Source organism: Paenibacillus uliginis N3/975 (genome assembly GCF_900177425.1).
Taxonomy (GTDB): domain Bacteria; phylum Bacillota; class Bacilli; order Paenibacillales; family Paenibacillaceae; genus Paenibacillus_AQ; species Paenibacillus_AQ uliginis.
In genome coordinates this window covers 5,707,885-5,733,650 of record NZ_LT840184.1, presented here as the reverse complement: position 1 = coordinate 5,733,650, position 25,766 = coordinate 5,707,885, and the positions used below count along the sequence as shown (strand labels likewise).

The 25,766-nt window shown below is 45.9% G+C and carries 22 protein-coding genes and 1 pseudogene; 11 read left to right on the top strand and 12 right to left on the bottom strand.

The window, feature by feature from the left end; all coding sequences use genetic code 11:
* Positions 1-23: 23 nt before the first annotated feature.
* On the bottom strand, positions 24-1,001 hold the full coding sequence (locus B9N86_RS26760) for a ring-cleaving dioxygenase (protein WP_208916095.1): 978 nt from the start codon (positions 999-1,001) through the stop codon (positions 24-26).
* A gap of 222 nt (positions 1,002-1,223) precedes the next feature.
* On the opposite strand from B9N86_RS26760, the gene B9N86_RS26755 reads away from it, so the two are divergent.
* On the top strand, positions 1,224-2,063 hold the full coding sequence (locus B9N86_RS26755) for an aldo/keto reductase (RefSeq protein WP_208916094.1): 840 nt from the start codon (positions 1,224-1,226) through the stop codon (positions 2,061-2,063).
* Between the two features lie 80 nt (positions 2,064-2,143).
* Here the strand turns inward: B9N86_RS26755 and B9N86_RS26750 are convergent, their stop codons facing one another.
* Both B9N86_RS26750 and B9N86_RS26745 read right to left on the bottom strand, forming a co-directional pair.
* Positions 2,144-3,664: an MDR family MFS transporter gene (locus B9N86_RS26750; RefSeq protein ID WP_208916093.1), complete on the bottom strand. Its 1,521-nt coding sequence runs from the start codon at positions 3,662-3,664 to the stop codon at positions 2,144-2,146.
* Positions 3,665-3,959: 295 nt separating this feature from the next.
* The gene (locus B9N86_RS26745; protein WP_208916092.1) at positions 3,960-4,208 is read right to left on the bottom strand and encodes a hypothetical protein; all 249 of its coding nucleotides are present in this window, start codon (positions 4,206-4,208) and stop codon (positions 3,960-3,962) included.
* Positions 4,209-4,369: 161 nt separating this feature from the next.
* Between B9N86_RS26745 and B9N86_RS26740 the strand changes: the two genes are divergently transcribed.
* Positions 4,370-5,719: a Tle-like phospholipase domain-containing protein gene (locus B9N86_RS26740; protein WP_208916091.1), complete on the top strand. Its 1,350-nt coding sequence runs from the start codon at positions 4,370-4,372 to the stop codon at positions 5,717-5,719.
* 31 nt (positions 5,720-5,750) lie between these two features.
* Positions 5,751-6,029: a WXG100 family type VII secretion target gene (locus B9N86_RS26735; protein ID WP_208916090.1), complete on the top strand. Its 279-nt coding sequence runs from the start codon at positions 5,751-5,753 to the stop codon at positions 6,027-6,029.
* A 176-nt stretch (positions 6,030-6,205) separates the two neighbouring features.
* Here the strand turns inward: B9N86_RS26735 and B9N86_RS26730 are convergent, their stop codons facing one another.
* Positions 6,206-8,674 carry a UvrD-helicase domain-containing protein gene (locus B9N86_RS26730; protein ID WP_208916089.1) on the bottom strand — a complete coding sequence of 823 codons (2,469 nt, stop codon included), beginning with the start codon at positions 8,672-8,674 and terminating at the stop codon, positions 6,206-6,208.
* Between B9N86_RS26730 and B9N86_RS26725 the strand changes: the two genes are divergently transcribed.
* Positions 8,668-9,027: a hypothetical protein gene (locus B9N86_RS26725; RefSeq protein WP_208921003.1), complete on the top strand. Its 360-nt coding sequence runs from the start codon at positions 8,668-8,670 to the stop codon at positions 9,025-9,027. The two genes, B9N86_RS26730 and B9N86_RS26725, sit on opposite strands and share 7 nt — an antisense overlap.
* Before the next feature lie 184 nt (positions 9,028-9,211).
* Positions 9,212-11,361, top strand: a pseudogene (locus B9N86_RS26715) (heavy metal translocating P-type ATPase).
* Between the two features lie 170 nt (positions 11,362-11,531).
* Here B9N86_RS26715 and B9N86_RS26710 read toward each other — a convergent pair.
* The 4 genes from B9N86_RS26710 to B9N86_RS26695 all read right to left on the bottom strand — a co-directional run bounded on the left by B9N86_RS26710 (position 11,532) and on the right by B9N86_RS26695 (position 16,635).
* On the bottom strand, positions 11,532-12,506 hold the full coding sequence (locus B9N86_RS26710) for an aldo/keto reductase (protein ID WP_208916086.1): 975 nt from the start codon (positions 12,504-12,506) through the stop codon (positions 11,532-11,534).
* 80 nt (positions 12,507-12,586) lie between these two features.
* Positions 12,587-13,708, bottom strand: coding sequence for an ArnT family glycosyltransferase (locus B9N86_RS26705; RefSeq protein ID WP_244562857.1), 1,122 nt, complete (start codon positions 13,706-13,708; stop codon positions 12,587-12,589).
* 196 nt (positions 13,709-13,904) lie between these two features.
* Positions 13,905-15,758, bottom strand: coding sequence for a bifunctional diguanylate cyclase/phosphohydrolase (locus B9N86_RS26700; protein ID WP_208916085.1), 1,854 nt, complete (start codon positions 15,756-15,758; stop codon positions 13,905-13,907).
* A 256-nt stretch (positions 15,759-16,014) separates the two neighbouring features.
* Positions 16,015-16,635 carry a DUF5317 domain-containing protein gene (locus B9N86_RS26695; protein WP_208916084.1) on the bottom strand — a complete coding sequence of 207 codons (621 nt, stop codon included), beginning with the start codon at positions 16,633-16,635 and terminating at the stop codon, positions 16,015-16,017.
* 349 nt (positions 16,636-16,984) lie between these two features.
* Between B9N86_RS26695 and B9N86_RS26690 the strand changes: the two genes are divergently transcribed.
* From B9N86_RS26690 to nfsA, 4 genes are all read left to right on the top strand, one after another.
* Positions 16,985-17,185, top strand: a complete 201-nt coding sequence (locus B9N86_RS26690; protein ID WP_208916083.1) for a copper ion binding protein — start codon at positions 16,985-16,987, stop codon at positions 17,183-17,185.
* Between the two features lie 218 nt (positions 17,186-17,403).
* Positions 17,404-18,537: a YhgE/Pip domain-containing protein gene (locus B9N86_RS26685; RefSeq protein ID WP_208916082.1), complete on the top strand. Its 1,134-nt coding sequence runs from the start codon at positions 17,404-17,406 to the stop codon at positions 18,535-18,537.
* 94 nt (positions 18,538-18,631) lie between these two features.
* Entirely contained in the window at positions 18,632-19,234 is a 603-nt protein-coding gene (locus B9N86_RS26680; RefSeq protein ID WP_208916081.1) for a TetR family transcriptional regulator, read from the top strand.
* Entirely contained in the window at positions 19,231-19,974 is a 744-nt protein-coding gene (nfsA, locus tag B9N86_RS26675; protein ID WP_208916080.1) for an oxygen-insensitive NADPH nitroreductase, read from the top strand. The genes B9N86_RS26680 and nfsA overlap by 4 nt, the downstream gene beginning before the upstream one ends.
* Before the next feature lie 157 nt (positions 19,975-20,131).
* On the opposite strand, the gene B9N86_RS26670 is transcribed toward nfsA, so the two are convergent.
* A complete protein-coding gene (locus B9N86_RS26670) occupies positions 20,132-20,275 on the bottom strand; it encodes a hypothetical protein (protein WP_208916079.1) in 144 nt (47 codons plus the stop codon).
* 233 nt (positions 20,276-20,508) lie between these two features.
* Between B9N86_RS26670 and B9N86_RS26665 the strand changes: the two genes are divergently transcribed.
* Complete coding sequence (locus B9N86_RS26665; RefSeq protein WP_208916078.1) at positions 20,509-21,261, top strand: exodeoxyribonuclease III; 753 nt, start codon at positions 20,509-20,511, stop codon at positions 21,259-21,261.
* A 41-nt stretch (positions 21,262-21,302) separates the two neighbouring features.
* On the opposite strand, the gene B9N86_RS26660 is transcribed toward B9N86_RS26665, so the two are convergent.
* Positions 21,303-22,754: a sensor histidine kinase gene (locus B9N86_RS26660; protein WP_208916077.1), complete on the bottom strand. Its 1,452-nt coding sequence runs from the start codon at positions 22,752-22,754 to the stop codon at positions 21,303-21,305.
* Positions 22,751-23,440, bottom strand: coding sequence for a response regulator transcription factor (locus tag B9N86_RS26655; protein ID WP_208916076.1), 690 nt, complete (start codon positions 23,438-23,440; stop codon positions 22,751-22,753). The genes B9N86_RS26660 and B9N86_RS26655 overlap by 4 nt, the downstream gene beginning before the upstream one ends.
* A 179-nt stretch (positions 23,441-23,619) precedes the next feature.
* Here B9N86_RS26655 and B9N86_RS26650 point away from each other — a divergent pair, with 179 nt between their 5' ends.
* Positions 23,620-24,822: a DUF418 domain-containing protein gene (locus B9N86_RS26650; protein ID WP_208916075.1), complete on the top strand. Its 1,203-nt coding sequence runs from the start codon at positions 23,620-23,622 to the stop codon at positions 24,820-24,822.
* A 72-nt stretch (positions 24,823-24,894) separates the two neighbouring features.
* Here the strand turns inward: B9N86_RS26650 and B9N86_RS26645 are convergent, their stop codons facing one another.
* Complete coding sequence (locus B9N86_RS26645) at positions 24,895-25,725, bottom strand: TatD family hydrolase (RefSeq protein WP_244562856.1); 831 nt, start codon at positions 25,723-25,725, stop codon at positions 24,895-24,897.
* Positions 25,726-25,766: the final 41 nt, after the last annotated feature.

The window sequence follows — 25,766 nt, the reverse complement described above, 5'->3', positions numbered from 1 at the left end:
TTGGTTTGTCCAGAATGTGCTGTTTATTCCTTCACTAATGTTTTCTTACTGCGCACCGTATCAATCGGACGCACCATACTCTCAATCTCCTCCCGCTGCGGTTCCAGGAATGGCGGCAGGGATAATTTCTCGCCAAGCGTTTCATAGGGTTCATCCCCCATAAATCCTGGTCCATCGGTAGCGAACTCAAACAATATTTGCGGCGCAACTCTTGCATACAATGATTCGAAGAAATAGCGGTCTACATATCCTGAGTTATGAAGCTGGAAGCTGTCCAGACGATTAATCCACTCCTTCAGTACAGATCGGTCTTCCACGCGGAAGGCTGCATGGTGAACCGTACCAAAGCCCTGCCGTGCCCTAGGAAGAACAGCATTATATTCAACGATGACCTGCGCCCCGTTGCCCCCTTCACCTACCTCGAACAGATGGAGGGAGCCCGCTTTGTCGATCTCGTTAAACAACAGCACTTTCTCCATGATTTCTTTGAAGTTCTCAAAATTGGACACCCGTACGAAGACTGGGCCTAATCCCGTAATCGCATACTCTAAAGGCACCGGCCCATTCTGCCATGGCGTACCGGACGCTACACCTTCATTGTGTTCATCCGAGATGAGCTGGTAATGCTGGTCATCGAAATCAACGAAGGACAGCGTCTTTTTCCCAAATAGCTCTTTAATCCCATGGTGCTTAACATTCAGTCGGTCAAATCGCTTCACCCAATAATCCAATGCGGCATCACTTGGCACACGGAACGAAGTCTTGGATATCTCATCGGTACCATGCATCCCCTTCGGAATGCCCGGGAAGTCAAAAAACGTCATATCTGTACCTGCACTACCCTTATCATCAGCGAAGAATAAATGATACGTCTGTATATCATCCTGGTTTACGGTCTTCTTGACCAGCCTCATGCCGAGAACATAGGTGAAAAATTCATAGTTTTTCTCCGCACTGCTGGTGATTGCTGTTACATGGTGTATTCCTTTTAATCCATTCATTGGCTAATCCTCCATATCCATTATTTATAAAGTGTTTGCTTGGCAACTGGGATTTATTATTTCCATATTAAATATCTCTAAATTAAGATAATAATAACACGCTGTTATATTGCCGTCAATCTGAAGGTCTGACTAACATTGAGCCTCTTCCAAGGAATTGCTATACTATAACTACGGCCTAAAAAACCGTAAGCAGTTTACATAAGTTCAGGAGGGATTCGTATGACAAATCCGGCAAATCAAGCTTTTACCGATGGGCCTACGCTGCATGACGGCATCAGAATGCCTTGGCTGGGCCTCGGCGTATACAAGACCCAAGAAGGCGAAGAAGTCATTCAATCCGTAAAATCGGCCATTGCAGCCGGCTACCGCAGCATCGATACAGCGGCGATATATGGCAATGAGGAAGGCGTGGGACAAGCCATCAGCGAGTGCGGCGTGCCCCGTGAAGAGTTGTTTATTACAACGAAAGTATGGAATGAAGACCAAGGCTATGAATCAACGCTTAAGGCGTTTGAAACAAGCCGCAAGAAGCTTGGACTCGACATGCTCGATCTGTACCTCGTTCACTGGCCTGGTAAAGATAAATATAAAGAAACGTGGAAGGCACTGATTCATCTACAAAAAGAAGGTCTCGTGCGCTCCATCGGTGTCAGCAACTTCCACATTCACCACCTGCGTGACATTATTGAAGATTCCGGTGTGGTACCAACCGTTAACCAGGTGGAATTGCATCCTCTGAACAACCAGAAGGAACTGCTTCAATACGCGCGTGAGAACAACATTGTTCTGGAAGCATGGAGCCCGTTGATGCAAGGCCATCTGGATCAACCGGTTATTGCTAAAATCGCTGAGAAATACGGCAAATCGGCAGCGCAAGTTGTGCTCCGCTGGGATCTCCAGAATGGTATCATCGTAATTCCGAAGTCCGTGAAGGAGCACCGTATCCGTGAAAATGCCGATATTTTCGATTTCGAGCTGTCAGCTGAGGAGATGTCAGCGATTGACGGTCTGAACGAGAACAAGCGCTTTGGCCCGAACCCGGATGAGTTCCTGTTCTAGATCGTTTTAACTCTATTTAAAAAGGCAAGATCCCAGCACTCTGCTGAAGGATCTTGCCTTTTTTTGTATAACGTAACTTCTTACTGTCCACCGGCTTGCTCCAGAGTCTTCGGTTTCACGACAACCCGTTCATTGCCCATCATGAGTACAAAGACAAAGGCCAGTACTGCCGGCACGAGAGCCCACATAAATGATTGGGAGATGGAGTCAGCTAGTGACGAAATGGCATGCTCACGTACAGCAGGAGGCATTTTGTCCAAGACATCGGATGAAAGAGCGGCGTCTGTATCGAACGAAACACCTGCCGGTGCATTTCCGCCTGTCATTCCGGCTGCTAGCTTATCGGTGAACACGTTGCGCTGAATGATACCGAAAATCGTAATACCGACGGTCATCCCAAGAGAGCGAAGGAAGGAATTCGTCGACGTTGCCGCGCCTCTTTGGCGGACATCGAAATTATGAATGGAAGCCATGCTGAGTACCGAGAAAGAGAAACCGACTCCGACTCCCGTGAGAATCATGAATAGGGTAAGCATCGTTCTGGACGTCTCCGGCGAAAGTGTGCTTAAGCTGAAAATACCGGCAATGAAGCAGACGGAAGAGACAATCATAATATTGCGGAAGGACGTTTTGGTTGTCAGTATCCCGCCAATCTGGCTCCCGAATACACTCCCGACCATCATTGGCATGAGAATCAGGCCAGAGTTCGTCGCTGTGCCCCCGTAAACACCAGACACAAAAATCGGGATATATACGGTAGCGACGATGAAAGCTGCACCATAACATAACGCTACGGCGTTACTGGATGCGAAGAGTCGTTTTTGGAACATTTTAAATGAAATAATCGGCTCCTCCACCTTGGACTCGGTAATGAGGAAAATGAAGAGCAGGACCAGGAATCCAGCGAAGAGAGTAATAATCTGTGGCGAATCCCATGCATAAGTTTGCCCGCCGAGCTCCAGGCCGAACATGAGACAAATGACGGCACCGACAAGGGTGGCCGCACCGATCCAGTCGATTTTTTGTTTCACATGAGACAGCGTCTCTTTATAAGCGGTAAGGATGAATATAAAGGAAACAATCCCAATCGGCAGATTGACGTAGAAAACCCATTCCCAGCCGATATTGTCCGTAATAAACGCGCCGAGCAGCGGACCCATAATGCTGGAAGTGCCGAATACCGCCCCGAGAAGGCCGGTCATTTTGCCCCGTTTCTCCGGTGGAAATAAATCGAATACGATGGTAAACGCAATTGGCATAAGGGCGCCGCCACCGATACCCTGAATAGCCCGGAAAATAATGAGCTGCAGCATGTTGTCCGCCATACCGCATAACACGGATCCTGCCAGAAAGACGACCAGACCGAATATGTAAAACCGTTTGCGGCCATACATATCTGAAAGCTTGCCGAAGATCGGTGTGCCTGCCATGACAGCAACCATATACGCCGAGGTTACCCACACAATCTGATCGAAACCGCCGAGGTCTTTTACGATGGTGTACATGGCCGTAGCAACAATGGTGTTATCCATTGCCGACATGAGAATGCCGAGGAGCAGTCCGGCTACCACGAGCTTGATGTTGCTTTTTTGAGCATTCATGAAATAGGAGCTCCTTTTCTATGTATATTTTTGTATAAACAGTGGTTCTATTTTAGCCTCAACGGACCGGTAATAGCAAGAGAAATGAGGGGAGATATGGAATTGAAAAGCGTATTAACTATTCATCTGGGGTGAATCGGGATGAAGCTGCATGAATTCGATCCGGTTGCCGTCGGGATCCTTGGCCCCATATTAGCCGTTCATACCAAAAAACCAGCCGCCTGCGTCAAACGACATAGGCATAGCTGGCTTGAAGGCGGGGCTCAGGACTCAGACAAAGGATGCGAAATCCGGCCTATTTTTTGGAGGGTAAGTCTTCCGGCACACTTGCTGCTTCAATCGTGTAGTCGTCATAATTAACAAGGATAAAGACCTTTTCTTCTTCATTATCTTTGATATGCCCGTTAAAGCCAACGGTGTGAGCAAGGTCAGGCGGTGATATTTTATGCTTCGTAAACTCCACTTCAACCCCGTATTTCTCATGAAAATACGCTTCGGCAGCTTCCTGCGTTAAGCGCAGCGTCTCTTTTTCCTCATCTGTCATTCGATTACAACCTCCTAAAATGAGCAGGATCATTCCGATTAGCAGCAGATATGTAAACAAAGACCTTTTTCTCATTTTTTCTCCTTATCATATCCTAATGATTACCATTCATATTATAATTGATAATAACGATTCCTTACTATGGTAAAAAGGGTGGAATTATGGGCGACAATTATATCTCGGATAAAATATACAACAAAGCCTCCCAGATCGCTTACAATGAGGTACCTCCCGGAAAGCTTACCGAAGACGGTCTGGAAGGATGGAGTGTGGTAGAGCCTGACGGTGCCGATCTGCACCGCTTTTCCGGCTTTGATGCTATGGTGCTGCGCAATGATACGACAGATCAGGTGATTATTGCTTACCGTGGAACAGAAGCAGGCGGCATGAATGTAGCGAAAGTGAAGGATATTTATACGGATGCCGTGGATGTTGTTGGCGGCCGGCCGAAGGACTTGGAGAATAGTCTGGATCATCCTTGGAAAACGCTGTGGAATGACGGGCCTGTCAAGTTGGTCAGCGATAAAATTCAATACGAGAACAACCAATTTCATCAAGCAGAAGAGCTGTATGATGCGGTCAAAAAAGCTTATCCCAATTCGGATATCTCTTTAACCGGACATTCCTTGGGCGGAGGTCTGGCACAGTATGTTGCGGCGCGGCAGGATCTGCCGGCGGTAACCTACAGTGCGCCGAGTACACTGAATTCGCTGTCGGATGAGCTTGTGGCCAAGGTGGAGAATGGAGATTTTGACAATCAAATTATTAACTATGTTCATCCCAGTGATTCTGTTGGTGCCGGTGGTCTGGAAGAATATGACCGGCACATCGGATCGACTTATTATCTGGGAAGCGACTTTGATACGGCCAATGCAAAATACGATCAGATTTTGAACGTTCCGATTCCGCTGCACGGAACGGGTCTTTTGGGAGTGGTCATGCCTTATTACAATCTGGAGATTGATACCGGAAAATATTATATCGGCGATCTTCGGCGTTTTTACGACTCCGTCTTAAACGGTGAAACCAATTACCATTCCCCCTCCCAGTATAAGTTTGATGAGAATGGAAATCTGAGAGGGCCGCTCGTCGACCGGCTGAGTGGAGAGACATTGGATGGATCTCCGCGTGGAGCGGCGTATGCTGCAACAATGGCCGCTTTGGCGAGTCTGATAAACTTCGGGGGTAATAGTCTGAAAGCGATGTTGGCTAGCGGATTGCCTGGAAGCGGCGGGGCACACGGTTTGATTCAGCTGACACCAGCCGAATTGCTTGAGGCTGCGAAACAGATGCGTCAGAGTGCCGAAGGTTTTTCCAGTGACAGCCGCAGTGCGGTTCAATTTATTGAAAACAACATCCGTACCAGTGAGAGTCGTTCCTTGACGCCTATTGCTGAGAATACAAGTGTAAGTCTACACGGTATTCAGCAGTGGTACGAAGCGGCCATGCTGGAAATTGCGGACTATATCGACCGGAAGGCACAGGATTTCATACTGGCCGATGAGTCGTGATCATAAACGAGCAGGCGGGAGTTGAGCGCTAATGAGTCGAATTTCGGTACAGGTTGAAGATTTAAGAAGGGCCATCCAGCAGTGTGAACAGCTTCGGCAACGATTGCTGCAGCAGGTCGCAACGGTAAAAGGCATCTCTGCCCGCCTACAGGAATGGAAAGGGAAATCTGCAGAAGAGCTCCGCATGAAGATGGAACGTTTCGTACAAGGAGCCAACGCAAAAATCAGTGAGCTAGAGCAGCGTATTCGGGAGTTAGAGGCCTATATTAGCAGAATGCTGGAAGCTGACAGGAGCCTAGGCTGGGGATGATGGAAGAGAGCGAAGATTCCGGACTGAAGAGTTTCGGATTGGGATTAAAACCGGATATATAAGAAGAAGCGGTTCTCAGATTTGAGGACCGCTTCTTTTTGGGATTTTCAGAAATGAATATAATCGCTTGAGGCTCATCATAACAAGAGACGTAATCAACTTACCGTCTTAACATCTTACCGCCTACCTGCAGGAACAGCGGCCTCTTTCATCCCCGTTTTCATAGGAGATCCACATAACGGACATTTCTTACCATTCTTCGTTCCGGATTTGCCGGATTCCAAGCGCTGCCAGCCCTTACAGCCTGTGCCGGTGCAGAGCCATGCGCGCACGGACTCGGTACGGACGGCTGATACCTGTGCTTCCTTATTGCCAGAGGGGCCGGATTGAACCGTTACACGAAGACGCTCATTCGCTGAACGGGCTGAACGGTCGCCAGATCTGCGGGATGAACCAGGCCCAGCGGCTGTTCCAGTGGAACTGCGCGAGCCAGTACTGCGAGCAGAGCTTTCTCTGTTCGTTCGTCTCCAATCTTTACGGGAGTCAAGGGTTCCATCTTTGTGTTTCTTCTCATTCGGGCCTTGGCTTGAGGACTGGAACACGCTCTGAAGGAAGCGGGACACCTCCACCTTCCGGCCACGGTAGTAAGCCGGAGAGCTGATGATCAGCTCGTCTCTGGCGCGGGTGACGGCGACGTATGCCAATCTCCGTTCCTCTTCCAGCGCATCGGCCCCTTTTTCCTGCCTGGAGGTAAGCGGATGGTTATCGTCCATATGCTCGGCCTCGAGAGAAGACGTATGCGGCAGAATGCCCTCGGAAGCTCCGATCAGGCAGACCGACGGGAATTCCAGTCCTTTCGCTTTATGAATCGTCATCAGTTTCACGGCATCGGTGGAGTCATCCTTTTTCCGTGCAGCCATTTCCCGGTGGACTTCAATCAGACGGTCCACGAAGCCAATAAAGGACGCCAGATCCTTAAACCGTTTAGCCGAAGCCTCTAGTTCGTCGAGCCCTTCTTGAATGAACTCCTTGTGCATCGTCAGATCTTGTGTGTTATCAGCTTCTAAGTATTTGTCGTAGAAACGCAGCCGGATTTCGCGGACGGCATCTTCCGGTTCCAGGGCTTTCAGTGATTTAATCATTTTAGACCGTTCCCGGATTTGCTCGATCTGAAAATCTTTAAGTCCGGGATAGGAGAGCAGGTGGGAAAGAGGTCCTTTCTTGGGCCGCGGGGCGTCTTTTTCACGGATAAAGGCAATGCCTTTGTCCCGGTTAATGTACAGCGTATTCAGCATGCCTTCCATCGCCTTGAAGTCCCGGCGGTCGAGTGAAAGACGAAGGTGGTCCATAACCGGTTTGACCATCCACTGTTCGTAGAACAGGTCTCCTTGCTCATAGTGAATAAACGGAATTTCCTTCATAACAAGCTGCTCGAACACAGCCCTGCTATTGTTGGACGTACGGTAAAGAATTGCATAATCGCTGTAACTCTTCTTGCCCTCGCTTACTTCTCCGGAGATATGCTTCAGCAGCAGCTCGGCCTCCTCATCAGGATCACCGGGCCGCAGATACAGCGGAACGTTTCCGCTCTTGCGGGTGGACTGAAGTTTTTTGATGCGCCGCCGTTTGTTCTCGCGTATGATCTCGTTGCCCAGTCCGACGATGCTGGAGAGGGAACGATAATTGACGTCGAGCGTCACGACTTTGGCGCCAGGAAACGTCTGATCGAACTCCAAAATAAACTCATTTCGCGCTCCATTAAAGCTGTAGATTGTCTGGTCGTCATCTCCGACAACCATCAGGTTGGCGTGAGGACGCACGATCATTTTCAGCAGCTCATAAGGAAGAAGTCCGGTATCCTGGAACTCGTCCACCATGACATAGCGGTAGCGCCGCTGCAGAGACGAGAGCAGTCTGTCGTCCGAAGTCAGCAGGCGGTAGGACAGCACGAGAATATCGTCAAAATCCATCTGGCCGTTCTCTTCCTTCCACGCTTCATAACGGGCAAAAATCTGTCTCTGTTCAATTTCTGCCGGCGTGCGAACCGGAAGCTCATCCAGACCGGTCATATTCATGCGGTAGGCGGACCATAGCGACAGCAGCGTCTCCGCTTCGTAGCCGTCCTGAAGCCCCATCTCCCTCAGGATTCGCTTTATAATGAACTGCTGATGTCTTGAATTGCTCAGAATTTCCTGCCGGAATCCGCGCGTCCGTAGCAAGTATAGGAAAAAGGAGTGAAACGTCCTGGCAGTCACCTTCGCACTTTCCTTAGGGTGGAGGTCTGGGAGACTCATAATCCGCTCTTTCATCTCCGCTGCTGCCTTTGAAGAAAACGTAACAAGCAGGATGGAGGCGGGATCGGCTTTGCCGACGGCCATCAAGTATCCTGCACGGCTAACGAGGACGGACGTTTTACCGGACCCTGCCCCCGCCAAGGTCAGAAGGGGGCCGTCTGTGTGCCTAACGGCCTCGATTTGAGCCCGGTTCAGATATAACCCCTGCGACTCCAAACTGCGGAAAAAAGCCGCATCTGCGGCTTGATCGCCCACCAGCTCCCGGCTACTTCTGGAAGAAGCGAGCTCGGCGAACGGGAGATCCTTGCGGTCACTTCCGAAAGGGCGTTTATAAAAAGGTATGGATGTCATATAACTCACCAATCGCAATTGAAATAATAGTGCCTACCCAGTTTACCGGATTACTGGCGCCGTGGCAAAGGAAATACACTCCCGCGGGGCTGCCTCCCTTTGTAACCAAACCTCAGTATGAAAAGAAGTGTTCTTATTTAAGAGATAAGAAAGTAAAAACTCAGGAGAGAAGGGAGGAACAGGATATAGTCGCGATTATTATTATTTTGCAGATTATTATTATATTTTTACTGTTGCACATCAATAGCAAAATCCCTTCGCGATCCCCGAGGGATTGGGTAGAAGAAGCGCTCGAAAGGGACCGGAAAGCGAGAGAGGAGCGGGAGGCTAAAGGTGGTAAGAGAATCCTTTAACAGGGGCTTCGGAAATAATCCGAAGTCTTCTTTTTTACGAAAAATAAACTATACCCATCTATGGTATATGACGTCAAGTTCTAACTATGTTAATTTTACACTTGCATAAAACGAGACTTTACAATATATTAGTATATGAACAGTTTCTCATATATAAATATAATGTAATTTGGAGGTAATTATTATGAAAAAAGCTTTTAAATTAGATGGGCTGGATTGCGCAAACTGTGCTGCTAAGTTGGAAAGAGCGGTCGCAAAAATCGATGATGTTAGCAAAGCAAGCGTAAACTTCATGAGCAGTAAGCTAGTGCTTGAAGCAGCTGACGACAAATTTGATAGTGTTGTGGAACAAGCTAAAGCTACGATCAGAAAAATCGAACCAGGTGTTGTAATAAAAGCTTAGTCATAAGCAGTAATATCAGTGGCTGTGGGTTTAACCACGGCCACTGATATTATGCAAGTAGATGGAGTGGAGGTTAAATTATGAGAGAGAAAAAACGGTTAATCCGTACCATTACAGCCTTAATTTTATTTTTTGCTACAATGATAATTCCTATTAATGATTCGTGGAAACTTTGGGTGTACCTCGTCATCTACCTGATCGCAGGTGGTGATGTTGTACTGAAAGCTCTTAAGAATATTTTGCGCGGGAAAGTATTTGATGAAAACTTCTTAATGAGTATTGCAACAATTGGTGCATTTATTATTGGAGAATATCCTGAAGGCGTTGCAGTCATGTTGTTCTACCAAGTAGGTGAATTGTTCCAATCATACGCTGTTGATAAATCACGTAAATCGATCGCTGGGTTAATGGATATTCGTCCTGATTATGCCAATGTACAACGAAACGGAAAACTGGTAAAAGTCGACCCAGAAGAAGTGGTCATAGGCGATATTATTGTAGTAAAAGCCGGTGAGAAAGTTCCACTCGATGGTAAAATCATTGACGGTGTTTCGATGGTAGACACATCTGCTTTAACAGGCGAATCTGTACCACGTGAGGTATCCATAGACAATGATATTTTAAGTGGTTTTATTAATTTAAACGGTGTATTAACGATAGAAGTGACTAAAGAATACGGAGAATCTACGGTTGCCAAAATTCTTGATTTGGTGGAAAATGCCAGCAACGAAAAAGCAACCACTGAAAACTTTATTACTAAATTTGCTAAATACTACACTCCGATTGTAGTCATAGTTGCAGCACTGCTCGCCGTTATTCCACCACTCGTTATTAGCGGAGCTACATTTAGTGACTGGGTATACAGAGCATTAGTATTCTTAGTTATTTCCTGTCCATGTGCATTAGTTATTTCCGTTCCATTAAGCTTCTTCGGAGGTATCGGTGGTGCCTCAAAAGTTGGTGTGTTAGTTAAGGGCGGGAATTATCTGCAAGCATTAGCTGATACCGAAATTATTGTATTTGACAAAACAGGTACCTTAACTAAAGGAACATTCAACGTAACCGATATTCAACCTAATGGAATGTCAAAAGACGAATTGTTGGAAATTACTGCTTATGCCGAAAGCTACTCCAATCACCCTATTTCAATGTCGCTTAAGCAAGCTTACGGACGACCGATTGATAACTCAAGATTAGCCGATGCCGAGGAAATTTCAGGACATGGTGTTAAGGCATTTTTTGATGGTCGACCCGTTATGGCGGGTAATGCTAAGCTGATGCAACGAGAAAACATACAGTACTATAAAGGTGATATTATAGGAACTGTAGTTCATGTCGCTGTAAATGGAGCCTATGCAGGATATATTACAATTTCCGATGAGATCAAAGAAGATTCACAGCAAGCCATCAGAGATTTGAAAGCAAATAAAGTTCGAAAAACAGTAATGCTGACAGGTGATAGTAAAGCGGTAGGTCTTAAAGTAGCGAATCAGCTTGGATTGGATGCAGCATATACAGAACTACTTCCGGGTGACAAAGTTGATAAATTGGAACAATTGCTCAGTGAAAAATCAGCAAAAGGCACACTTGCCTTTGTCGGTGACGGTATTAACGATGCCCCTGTGCTAGCAAGAGCTGATATCGGTATTGCCATGGGTGGTCTAGGTTCTGATGCCGCAATTGAAGCGGCAGATGTTGTCATCATGACGGATGAGCCTTCAAAAATCGCCACAGTCGTAAAAATATCACGCAAAACATTAAGAATCGTCAAACAAAATATCATTTTTGCTTTAACCGTAAAATTTGCTGTTCTTATTCTAGGCGCATTTGGGATCGCAAGCATGTGGTCAGCCGTATTCGCAGACGTTGGTGTATCCGTCCTAGCTATACTTAATGCGATTAGAATGTTAAATGTCAAAAATATTACGTGATAAATCGGATCGATATTAACGCCATTATTAAAAAACAAGAGAACCTCCATCTTTATGGAAGTTCTCTTTTCTGTGCTATATTCGACCGGACTGAAGTGCAGAAAACGCATGTGGTCGACCGATGTCATACGAGCCGTACTCGTGTACTGAGAGCTTCGCGCGGTGAGAATTTAAGGTAGTGCGACTCCACGGGAGCTGACATACAGCGAATACCATTCTTCACGGGTGAGCTCCACAAGCTCGGCACCGCTGCAAGCACGGATACGATCCGGATTCTTGGTACCGATGACCGGCTGAATTCCTGCTGGATGTTTCATGAGCCAGGCAAGCAAGATGGCTTCAGCAGTTGTCTCTTTCTCATTGGCTAATCGCTTCACCAACGCAGCTGTCTCCTGAATGGATTCCGGCAAGTCCTGAACCGGACGGCCCGTGTACACGCCCTGGGCAAGCGGACTCCAAGCCTGGATTTGAATCCGGTTCATCTGGCAGTACTCAAGCGTTCCCTCAGGGAACATGTTCTCTTTGGCGTCATCGCGGTTCACATGAACGCCAGCATCGAGCCATCCGATATGCTGCAGGCTCATCTGCAGCTGGTTCACGATAAACGGCTCATTGGTATAAGCCTGAAGCAGAGCAATCTGTCCGGCTGTCATGTTGGACACTCCGAAATTCCGAACTTTGCCTGATGCCTTCAGCGTTTCTAGCGCAGCAGCCACTTCTTCGGGGTCCATCAATGGATCCGGACGGTGCAGCAACAGAATATCCAGATATTCTACACCCAACCGCTGAAGCGATCCGTCTACGCTGGACAAAATATGTTCTCTGGAAAAGTCATATCGACCGGGTATTCCGTTAGGCTCTGCAAACCGTATCCCACACTTGGATTGGATAATGATCTGCTCCCGAAGGTCTGGACGTTCTTTTAGAACTTGTCCGAAGACACTCTCAGCCTTGCCCCGGGTGTAGATATCCGCGTGATCAAACATATTGATTCCAATCGCCAGGGCGGCATCTACCGCATCGTGAGCTTGGCGGACATGTTCTTCGGTAATCGGACTATCATCCCAACCTCCGCCGAGTCCCATACATCCCAGCACAAGTCGGCTAGCCGGTATGTTCCGGCGGCTTAATGGCATAATTGACATTGGATGAAATCCCTCCTATATGTAATAAATGCAATATGATGTGATTTCATTGTAGCACGTTGTCTTTGTGAAATATATTTTTACCTTACATATTTCCGCTGGCGGGACGCCCCTCTGTGGAGACTGGATTTATGGGCGTATATAACGGCCTTATTTGTTAGAAATGCAGTGTATAGAAGAAGAAAAACCCCGTATGGAAAGCCCGTTCCATCCAGGCTGGGGACGAGCCAGTCAGCCGCTATGAAATACAGAAGAGTTAGCAGTGCAGGAAGCTGTCTCTTTAACCGGTATTTCCAGACGGACCAGACAAGGCCAACGACGCCAGCATACAGCAAAATCAGACGCACAAAATCCAAAGCAGATTGAACGACCCTCCGGGCTTCTTCATTACCAAAACGTCCGGCATATTTCGTAGAGAGTCCTCCGAATATACTACGGTACAAGTGGACCAATGGATTTCCTTCGATGAAGCGGGCATCCAGCCAGAGCGGTGCGATATTCCATGGGCCTGGAAGGTACATTAGCTTCTCAAAGATCGGTATGCTGAGCCACCAAGGCGACATGACCAGAAGATATCCGATTGTTATCAGCAGAGTTCCGCTGATGATGACTCGCCACGGACTGTGGTATTTCCACCAGAGGATGACAAAGACAATCGGATATAGCAGAGCTTGCAGGTTGAAGTAGGCCACGAGGGCTGTAAGCACACCTGCGGCAGTATACCAGCCTGCCTGCTTGAACTCGAGCGCTCCGATCACGGCGCACACGAGCATCAACATAAGCATCTGCATTGTCGTATCCGGTAGTATGAGGCGAACAATGCCATAGGCTGGCCAATAAAGAGCATATATGAGACATGCTAATAGTGCTGTTGATGTATTAAACATATATCTGGACAGAACGAACACCAGATAGACGGAGAGGGCGTGGAAAAGCGATTGGATGAGGCGGTATGCCGTGAAAGCATGTCCTTCATTCCCAAACAGCTTTGTCAGTCCGGCAATCATAAGCGGTACACCCGGCATAACGACAGATGAACCGTCCACATCATCAGGATGGCCGATCATTTCCGCACTCGTTATATATTTTTGCTCCATTTCGATAATGGCGCCCTGCGGCCCGTTCTTGCCGCCGGCAATGATTAACAGACACGACATGAGGAATACCCCGGCAATTATCGCGAGCAGCAGTTTTCGATTCATACGACTCAAGGACCAGATGGAAAACAAATTGTCCACTCCACTCTATGTGTTTTAATCTAATATCTCATTATCTATTTTAAATAAAACCGAATCAAATAAAAAGACTCCGTTGTAACCGGAGCCTTACAGCGGATACTCTCTTTATACCTGTTTTTGGTACGTATCAAACGTAGGGAGGAGATCAGTGGAGAAAGATTCATGTCTCGAATCCAGCGGCAGGCTGTTGTTGCTCCAGCATACGCTGCTGCATGTAGCCAATAAACAGCTCAACCAGCTCAGGATCGAACTGGCTTCCGGCACATCTTCTCAACTCGGCAATGCCTTCTTCGTAGGTTTTGGTTTTTTGGTAAGGCCGTTCCGTTGTCATCGCATCAAAAGAATCAATAATCGTGAGCATACGGCACAATCTTGGAATTTGGCTGCCCTTGAATCCGTGCGGATATCCACCCCCGTCATACCGTTCGTGATGAAGCTCGATATACGGTACCAGCTCTTTAAGTCTTTCATTCGTTTCGGCAATCCGTTTTCCCCAGCTGACGTGGCGTTTTACCGTTTCCCATTCGCCAGGAGTGAGCTTATCCTTCTTATTTAATATTCCCCAAGGAATTTCCAGCTTTCCAATGTCATGAATGAGTGCACCGAGCACAAAAGTACGTCTTTCTGTGCATTCCAGACCGAGTACTTCGCTCATATCAACGGCGTACCGGAAGACGCGCTTGGAATGCTTGAAGGTGTCCACATCTTTATAAAGAAACAACTTCAACTGCTGCTCAATATCGCGTACATCTTCTGCAAAATCAATTTCATATTCCTGGACTGAGCCGCTGCCGTATACATGTACGTTGTTCTTTCCCTGCTTCTTGGCGTAATAAAGTGCCTGGTCCGCGAGGTCGACCATCTGTGCTTTATCATGGATGTCATCCCGGTAGTTGGCAATTCCCGCTGAGAAGGAGAGACAACCGGCAGGAAAAATTTCGACCCCTTCAAAATAAGTATCATTCAGCTTTTTACGGAGGCGGTTTATAAAATGGCGAGCTTCATTCTCATCATAACCCGGCATCAGGATTGTAAATTCCTCACCCCCAAAACGAGAGGCGATAACCTCTGCAGGATCACATTCAGTTTTCAGAAAATTGCCCAGAAATGCGAGCAGCATGTCTCCTTTCAGGTGACCGAACTGATCGTTGTATTTCTTGAAATCGTCTATGTCAATCATCGCTAGGGACAGCGAGGTTTCCGCTGCCTTCGATTTTTTAATTTCTGTATCCAATAAGTTCTCGAAATAACTGTGGTTGAATAACCCGGTACGCTGATCCTTGATCGCTTTTTCCTGAATTTCGTTGTACATCGTGAACAGCTGCTTAAACGAATAGGAGAGCATTGTACTAAGCGCAATGAACAGTGCTAAGCCAAATACGCCATTGCTGGAAATGAGGATAGACAAGGCAAGAGAAAGGATAAGGGTACTAAGATATACAACGATAATATCCTTGAAAAATTCTTTCAAAGCTTCAAATAGCGTACTTTTCATCAGAATAACGTAGTAGAAACCAATCAATAACACGTTTATTGAAAAATAAACAGACAGAGCTATCACATATGAAATGATGTTTTCGTTTTGGATAGGCCCGATTTCTCCTCCTGATGCAGAGAATACGATTGAAGAGCCGGTAATCATCAAGACGTATATAGAAAAGTTGACAAGGTTTTTCCAAAATGGAGTTTTACGGTTATAAAGTGATAGGATGATTAAAGTCAACAGACAGACGGATAAAGCAAACGGGGCACCATAGATGAAGACACAAGCTAAATAGACCGATGAGTCCATAGATTGTCCATTTCCTTGTGGAGGAAGGCGAAAGGTAAAGTGATCTAAAATTAATGTGGCGCCGACGAGAGCATATAACCAAATCCAATTATTTAGGGAATAGTTTAGGAAGTCCGCCTGATTGATAAAGATAAAGACGGTGATTCCAATGATAGATACGATTAAGAAGTACCAATGGCGTGCATTTAACTTCATGGTACGAGCCCGTTTCAACATGGACATAAATTATTTTCTCCTTGGCTAACAATGATGGTATCTCCACATTTTAAGGTATAATACAGCACAAAACAACGAGGATATATAAAAGAACTGGCTATGAATAGCCAGTTCTTTTATATCACAATTAAACGAATTTGAAACCAGAGGTCAGTGCTACGAGAACGGACGCTACGATTACAGCGTTGAAAACAATACGGGAATATTTAACTTTTTCTGTTCTTTTCATGTATTTCCCCCCCTTTCAAGGCATTTGATGTATTTAAACTTTTTGTGGTTCTACATGGTCAGAAGTTTCTAATTGTTCATCACTAGATTTAGAGGCTTTCCTGTGGCCATTACTCATCAAATGTACAATATACATAAAAATGCCTATGTTCATCACGATATCGCCGATGCTGATGGCTTGGGTTCTCGGATAAGGTGCAGACAGTGGGATAATATCACCAAGGAATGGAAGCACGGTTAAGTCATCAAGCAAGAAGTGCTTGGTTATGATAGCTCCTTCTTTAAGCATGTCTACATAATAAGGATCAAGCACCGAAGCTGCCTGAAGCGATACCGGCATTCTGCCACCATTGACGGCCATAACAAGGAAGTTAAGAAACACACCTGCTAAGATACTGCCAAAACCTCTCTGATCTCGGTTCATCCATAGGAACAGCATGCCTACTATATAGATGGTCATAAACACATAACTGCTTGCCGCTGCCAGTATGTCGGAGTTCTCCTGGAATCTGAAGATGATCAGCTGGATGATCAGCAGCACCGGAAAGATCCAGCCGCCCTTCAGCCGAATTTTACTGAACTGAAGCAAGCCGTGACGAATGCCTCCCCGAATCAGCCCGACAATCAGACCAATGATAATGCCGTCAAAAACCATAGCTGTTTCCTACTTTCCTGTTTCGTCAATTCCTTTAAATTACATATTCGATGTAAAACTGGAAATTCCTTCTCTACTTCTCGAAAAAAAGAAAAAGTTGTATAACAAGGAATTTTATTGGTCTATCTCAACAATTATAGATTATTATACCAGCAAAATTAGAGGTTTTGTATCACAATTCGGGGAGCTGCAACAAAATATTTTTGAGAAAATTCCATTATAGCTACTAAAAGAAAACAATCTTTACATACTTATGGGGGGTATAGTACAATGCGGGTATATTTACTGTAAATATACCCATTAAATAACCGGCATATCAGCCGGCACAACAGCCAAGGAGGAATTACGAATGAAACAAGTTACGATGAACGTCGAAGGCATGTCTTGCAACCACTGTGTGAATTCAATTGAAGGTGCTTTGAAAAACGCGGGTTTGTCCGGTAAAGTGGATCTGGCTTCCAACACGGTGACCGTGGAATATGACGAAACGAAGGCAACTGTGGAACAAATTAAAGAAACAATCGAAGAACAAGGATATGATGTCGTTTAACTATTAAATATTTATCAAAGACCGTCAGGCTGCATAATACAGCCTGGCGGTTTTTTGTCGTATTAATTCGGCTTTTTCAATATCTATTGACAATTACCGGAAACCGACCTATGATTTAAACGATCGTTTAATTAAACGTTTGTTTAAAAAGATTTAATTGTAGGGGAGAGATGGAATGTGTTCAAAGGTGTATTCATTTTATTGAAAAGTCTCCGCAAATGATGTTGGGCATCGCTACAGCTCTAGCATTTCAGATTATATTTAGTGTCATTTGGATGACGGGGTATCAGGGGGCAAATGAACGGATAGGGGGTTTTCGCATTGCGATTGTTAATGAAGACAAGATTATGGGAGTTCAGGTTCTTCAGAAATTGCAGAACAGTCTTCCATTTCAAATCAGTAATGCTAATCAGAATACAGCAAGACAGCAACTCATAAACCGTGAGGTGCAAATGGTGATGACCATTCCTGCCGATTTCACGGCAGATCTGCAAAATCCAGCAGCGCAAGCTAATCTGCTGTATGAGATCAATGAATCCAATCCTGCGCTTGTGAAGAGTGTAATGGATAGTGCGGCAGTAGCGATCACTGGAACCGTCGACCGTGAGGCATCGGCTGCAGGTATCCAAAATGTGCTAGAGCGTTCATCGATTCCTTCAGAACAGGCTTCGGTTGCAGCAGCAAGCTTGGCGGAACGGGTAAAGTCTGAAATCAGCTACATCTACTCTGTGGACGGATTGAATAATCAGATGGTTCCGATGATGATGGTCCTTGCTTCTTTTGTCGGGGCCATGATTATGGGAATGAATATGCAGCAGGCATCTTTGACACTTGGTAACGGCATCACCAAATGGCAGGCTTTTACGGCACGGACGATGATCAATATCGTCTCTGCTCTTGTGATCTCCTTGCTGGGCTCATCGCTGGTTATGGCATTGGGCGGACAGTCTGCTGAAGGATTTATGCCCCTTTGGTTGTTCCAGAGTCTGATCGTATGGGTGTTTCTTGTGTTTTCCCAGATGTTCCTTATAGTTTTTGGAATAGGGGGCATGTTGTTTAATATTACGCTTTTATCCTTGCAGCTAGTTACCTCGGGGGCGATGATTCCAAGACAGATGCTTGGTGCAGGCTTTCAGACTACGGGAGATTTGCTTCCTGCCACCTATGCTGTTGAAGGTCTGATGAACATTTTATTCGGCGGCGTCCATCTGGGGAAAGACTTACTTGGGCTTGCAGTGACAGCTATTATCTCTCTCGTCATTTCAGCAGCAGTTACAGCTCTAAGAAAAAACCGACACTCTAGTCGAAGCGGTGAATCCACACAGCATATCCCAACGCTGACCTCTGCTTGAACGTAACCTTTCACTTATTGCTGTTTTCCGCACCTTGCGCTGTCCAGGCTGAAGTTCCATAATAGATGGAAGAACGTTTAAAGGGGACAGTCGGATGGAACAGGAACAGCCTGAGCTGGATGTGAAAACGCGTATATTAATGTCTGCCAAAAAGCTGTTTGCCAAGCAAGGGTTTGAAGGGACTTCCGTTCGGCAAATATGCGATGATGCCTCCGTCAATATCGCGCTTGTATCCTATCATTTTGGTGGCAAAGACAAGATGTTTACAGCGATTTTTGAACAGTTATTTCCGGGCTATGATATGGATCAATATAAGGAACGGATGGATGAGCCGGTGAGCGGTCTTGCTTTTGCTATCCATGAGATCGTAAAGTATACGCTAATTGATACAGAGCTAAGCGATATCGTTCAGCAAGAGCTGACGATGCGCACGCCACGCAAAGAGGTCGTACTGTCTTTTTTACGTCCCGTATGGAGTGCGGTAAAGCAGCTGCTGGATCGTGGAAAGTCCCAGGGTAAGTTTCATTTTGAATCGTCAGGAGAGGCATTGCTCATGGTGATGGGGGTGTGTTTATCTCATAAATTGATGATTAATAACGAGCCTTTGCTAGGGTTTAAAGATGCCGATCCGGAGCTTATTTCACAGCAAGCGATACAATTTATATTCAAAGGACTGGGAGTTGAGGATACCAAGTGAATGAAACATTATCTCTGTTGATGAATCACCGATCCATCCGTAAATATACGGACAGGATGGTTACCGAGGAACAGCTGGAGATGATCATCGCGGCGGGGCAGATGGCTTCCAGTTCTAGCAGTGTGCAGGCATACAGCGTCATTGCCGTAACAGATCCGGAGCAGAAGCGGGCTTTATCAGCTCTAGCCGGTAATCAGGCTTATATTGTAGAGTGTCCGGTATTTCTCGTATGGTGTGCAGATTTATATCGTTTGCAAAAAGTGAGTGAGGCGCATTTGGGCGATCAACCGAGTTATGTGGATTCGACTGAAAATTTAATCGTGGCGACAGTAGATGCCGCGCTGGCTGCACAAAATGCTGCGGTTGCTGCGGAATCCATGGGCCTCGGGATCGTATATATCGGCGGGGTACGGAACCAAATTGCGGAATTTGCAGAACAACTGAAATTGCCGGAGCTCGTGTATCCGGTGTTCGGCATGTGTGTCGGCTATCCGGATCAGGATCCCGGTATTCGCCCCCGTCTGCCTCTAGAGGGAGTACTTCACCATGGAACATACGATGCAACGAAAACCGTGGAGGAAGTTAAAACCTACGACAACACGTATGCCGAATACATGCGTGCCCGGAGCGGAGGTAAATCCACAGCGGCCTGGTCGCAGTTTATGGCGAAGCGTCTGTCGGAACCGGTGCGCCTTCATATGAAGGAATATTTGCAGGACAAGGGATTCATGAAGCGGTAGAGATAACCGCGACCGATTCTGGTGTATCGATTATTCCTTGTGTCCGCTCGACTGGCGGAATGATTCGTATTCGTAGCGTCTTACAACAAACATAGGGGCGTCCCAGGTTCATGAACCTTTTGGGACAGCCCCGTTTTGTTGTAGGCATCTGTTCCGGTTACTTTTCCTCCCGGCAGTGCTCCTCGGTAGCAGAAGTGAATTCCTCTTCGTTATGGGATGCGAGTTTGTCTCCGTACTGATCCAATCTATCCGGGCTGCTGGATGGTCCGTCATTTTTCGGTTTGTTATTTCTTCCTGTCATGATCAAGGTCCTCCTTCGGTGGGCTGTTTGCTTATATTGAAGCTTACAGCGGAAATACCGCCAACCTTTATGTTGTTACTGTTCACGCCTGACTATTCATATAAATATGTATTTTTAGGTCAAGACAGGTGAGATTGTCAGCATTGAGCACCCATGATAAGATAATAGAATTTGTGAGACTCATAGAATCATAGAATTTCTTCTATATATATATTCGATTGGAGGTTAAGATTTTGAAGCTGGTATCCTGGAATGTCAACGGTTTGCGGGCCTGTGTAACCAAAGGCTTTATTGATTATTTTAAACAAGCTGATGCCGATATTTTTTGCGTTCAAGAAACGAAGTTGCAGGAAGGGCAGATTGAGCTTGATCTGGGCCCTGAATATGATCAATACTGGAACTATGCTTTAAAGAAAGGTTATTCTGGAACCGCTGTGTTTACCAAAATACCGCCTTTGTCTGTTAGGTACGGCATTGAAGAGGATAGCGAATCGGAAGGAAGAATTATCACACTGGAATTTGAGAACTTTTATCTCGTGAATGTATATACACCTAACGCGAAACGAGATCTTAGCCGATTGGATTACAGAATCGAATGGGAGGAACGGTTCCGCTGCTATTTGCTGCAGCTGGATGAACTCAAACCGGTTATCGTATGCGGGGATTTAAATGTCGCGCATCAGGAGATCGATCTGAAAAATGCGAAGTCCAATCTGGGCAACTCCGGCTTTACGCTGGAAGAGCGGGGGAAGATGACAGATCTGTTGGCAGCCGGATTTATCGACACCTTCCGGTTTCTATACCCAGATCGTACCGACGTGTACAGCTGGTGGTCTTATATGCCGAAAGTGAGAGAGCGGAATATCGGCTGGCGTATCGATTATTTTCTGGTGTCCGCCCGTTTGGAAGAGAAGGTGAAGGATGCAGAAATCGACTGCCAGGTGATGGGAAGTGATCACTGTCCGGTTTCGCTGAGCCTAAGTTAATACACCAAAATCCATGGCGATCATGCCATGGATTTTTTTGATTATTTTTTAATAGGAAATGTAAATCGTACGGTGGCCCCGACATGAAGGTTGTTTTCTGCGATAATATGCCCGCTGTGATGCTGAACCAACAATTTTGCGATATACAATCCAAGTCCGGAATGACCTTTTTGTCTTACAGATCGGGCATGCCCCTGATAGAATTGCTCAAACACTTGCTCCAGATCTTGATTATGAAATCCGGTTCCGTTATCGGTTATGGCCATGGAGACCTGCTGTTCGGTTAACTCTACACTCCAGAGGATTTTCCCTGAATGCGGGGTATATCGGATGCTATTAGCAACAAGGTTGTCCAAGACCTGAATGATTCGATAGGGATCGAAGGAGATGAGGGGTTTGACACCGCGCTTATCTGTTAGTTCCGTTTGAAAGGTAATATTTTTTTCTCTGCATAAGGCCACATATTCAGCCTCTTTATCATCAATGAATTCATCTATATCCATAGGGATGGGATTTAGTTGAAATGATACTTTTTCGATTTCCGCAATCGTATTCATATCCTGAAGAAGATTAGATGCCCGATTTGTGTTGCGTTTGATCACTTGAAGGTATTGAGGGAGTCGTTCCTCACGAATGTCCCCGTTCATCTGCATAAGGCCCTCCACATGCCCCTGAATAATCGTTAGCGGTGTGCGTAAATCGTGAGCTAGTGCGGCAAACATCGTGCTTCTTTCTTGCTCCAGCTTCCATTCCCTTTCAATGGATTGTTCAAGCTCCTGGCGCATTTCTTCAAAAGCAATCGTAAGCTGATTAACTTCAGTTATGGAGCAATTCTCGGTTATGGAAAAATGTAAGTCCCGTTCCTTAATACGCTCTGCCCCATGTAATAATTGCTGTAAAGGATTATTTATCTTTCGACTAAACCGCCTTCCGAAAATGTAAGTGAAGATGATGACATACAGAAAAGGCGACAGAAAAAAGGTTAGAAATCCGAAGGTGACCAAGGGAGAGAACACTGGATTTGCTGTTTTTACCTTAAGAGAATATCCTAGCAAAAGAGCCCCTAACAGATCTCCCTGATCGGATTGAACAGGAATATATTTAATGACTTGATTTATTCCTGAGAATGTTTGATTTAAGCGGTCAAGGATATCGCTTTTGTTCAACGGCTCATGGAATTCCAGATCTCCATACAGGAAATCACCGGATAAAGAGACTACACGATAGGACATTCCTTCAGAAGGAATGAGCCTTTCCAATGCCGGTTGTCCCTGCTTGCTGATGACGGAATCTCCCTCCGTTCGCACATACTCTGAAATTACGGGAATCTGCCCTTCATAATGATTGGCCGGAAGAATGATATCATGGTTAAAGAAGTAATTGAATAACAGAAAGAGTAGTCCCCAAGTGACAAGTGTCGTCAGTAGGCTGCACACGATTACCCAGGAGAAGTGGCGGGCAAACGTGCTTTTGATCGAACGCGGTCTAATCATTTCACGTCCCATTTGTAACCAATACCCCAAACCGTCTGAATATAGTTCTTGTCTTGAGCATACGCAGCCAGCTTAGCCCGTATTTTTTTGATATGTTCTGTTACGGTGGAGTCGTCTCCTTCTGCGTCAAAACCCCAGATTTTTTCGTAAATTTGTTCCCGTGAAAAAACCTGTCCTTGATGCAAGGACAGCAGCTCTACAATCATAAATTCCTTGTTCGTAAGGGCAATGTTCTGCCCGTTATAGCTTACAGAATGGCCTTTACAATCGATCAACAGGGACTGAAGACGCAACATTCCTTGCTCCCTTTGCGTGTGCACTCGCTTTTCCCGCCGCAGATGGGCATGAATTCTAGCTTTTAATTCGGCCAGACTGAAGGGCTTTAACAAATAGTCATCACCGCCAGCCGCCAGGCCCTGAATTCGATCCGTTTCACTTTGGCAGGCACTTAAAAATACAATGGGACAATCGGTGAATTCCCGCAGCCGCTCACAAACCTCAATGCCATTCATTTCAGGCATCATGACATCAAGAATAATAAGTGTAGGCATAAGCCTGCTCTGTATAAGAGCCTCTTGTCCGCTTCCTGCGGTTAATACTTCATAGCCTTCAAGCTCAAGGGCATCTTTTATAAAACTAATAATTTCTTCTTCATCATCAACCAACAGAATCGTTTCCTTCGACATATAAATCCTCCAAAACATAGCGATCAATAAATAGTATCCAACTAGCATACACGTAAATTCTAAAGAAAGGATAAAGAAATCCGGGGACAACAGTTGAACGGAAATAATCCGCATTTAACTTTATACTTTCTTTATTATTGTACCTTAACCTGAAGGCACAATGATAAGGAGGAACGAACATGGCAACCGTTCAGCATCAAAGAATTACACTCATTGATAGTTTAAGAGGCTTTGCTTTATTCGGTATATTTTTAGCGAATATCAGTTTTTTCACGACGTCGTTACAAACGATTTCTTTTGGGGCCGAGTTATGGTCAGGGTGGTACAATGAGATCTTTTTACTGTTTCGCGGCATTGTTATTGATGGGAAATTCATGTTGATTTTTTCCTTTTTATTTGGTTTTGGTATGGTGTTGTTACAGGAGAGCAGCCTGGCAAAAGGCAGGAAATTCACCCCTATCTATGTCCGGAGACTGATTGCCTTACTTGTGTTTGGTATCATTCATGGAATCTTTATTTGGTATGGAGATATTCTGACACATTACGCAATTTTAGGCTTTCTGCTATTAATCTTTCAGCGCTGTAAACCGAAAACGCTTTTGATCTGGTCACTGTCTCTGTTATTGATAGTTCCGGTTCTTCTTACTGGAGCTAGCCTGATTTCTTCTACAGATACGAACGAATTTGAGCCTTTAAGTAAAGCGGATGCTCATCAGATGGGCGTTTATTTTCAAGAACGGGATGCCGCGATCTATGGAGAGGGCACTTATCAGCAGATTATCGTTCAACGGCTAAATGATTATATATCGTCTTTCTTTAATATGCTGGTCTTCTACCCGCAAATATTAGGGATGTTTTTAATGGGGGCCTATTTCTGTAAACGTCGAATACTGCACGAGGTACGTAGGATCACCATGATGCTGATCATTTTGGGAGGTAGCGTGGGTCTTGCTCTACAACTCATCATGGTATTAATAGAGGGACTGCCATCTTGGGGTGAAGCTGTAGCATTGTTTGTTGGTGCACCTATGCTGACTTTAGCTTATATCGGCATATTTGCTGTGGTTTATCAGAAGAGAGCTTGGCGGAACGTGCTGCACATTTTTTCTTACCCGGGAAAAATGGCCTTTACTAACTATCTTCTTCAATCGATTCTTTGTGGCTTACTCTTCTACAGCTATGGTCTCGGATGGTATGGAACGATCGAGCCAATTTGGCAGATGCTGCTGGTCATTATCATCTTTGCACTACAGATTGTATTCAGTAAAATATGGCTAAAACGTCTTCCGTTAGGACCCTTTGAATATATTTGGCGTCTGTTTACGTATTGGGGAAATCCGGTGAAAAAGGGACGAATGGTCAATAACCAGCTAACAAAATAGCTTAGGTTTTATTCACTCCATGATAAAGGGGCTGCCAAGTGTAACTTTTGGTTCAGCCCCAGCTCTTTAGATCTACCTCATGCGATAAAACCGCCGGGCATTGTCATACAAAATACGGCGTGCCTCCATCAGACTGATACCTTGAATATCGGCCCAGGCTGATGCGACGTCGGCAGTCATGCGAGGGTGTGTTACCTGGCCTTGAAACGGTCCTTCAAACGGCCACGGCCCATCCGTTTCGGACATAACCTGACCGGCGGGGTACAGGCGCGCCAGTTCACGAATTTCCTGCTCGTAGAGCAGGTCCGGGGTGAACGAAATGCAGTAGCCCGCATCAGCCATCCGCTGGATCGTTCCCGGCGACCCTTTGAACCAGTGAAAGTGAGCTGATGTTACGCTATGTTTCTCCAGCAGGTCACAGGCGATATCAGCGTCCTCGTAGACGGCATGAAGGATGACCGGCTTGTCATGCTTTTTGGCAAATATAATGAACCGCTCCAGCAAGTCCTCGTAAGGGCGGTTGTCCCAATCCTTACCGCTGGATTGCGCTTCGAGCCGGGAATAGTAAGGAAGCCCGACTTCTCCCACGGCGATCATCTCATCCAGATGGCTTTCCATAAAGGCGAACAGGGAGTCAATATCGGCTGGAGACGGCATTTGTTGTTCAGGGTGATAGCCAAAGGCGGGTTTCACGCGGTCAACAAATCGGCGTGCCAGTTCGAGATTGCGCTGGCAAGATTCCAGATGCATGGATACGGAGATAACGGATTCCACGCCGTATCCGGGCAGGCTTTCAAGAATGGAAAGCTGCTGATCTATTGGATATGTATCCAGATGGATGTGAGCATCGATCAGGGGATAATTCAAAGAATCCATATCCGGTTTTGTATGAACAGATGCCATTTTTTCATCTCCTTATCTTATACAGCCGTATTCCCGCTGTG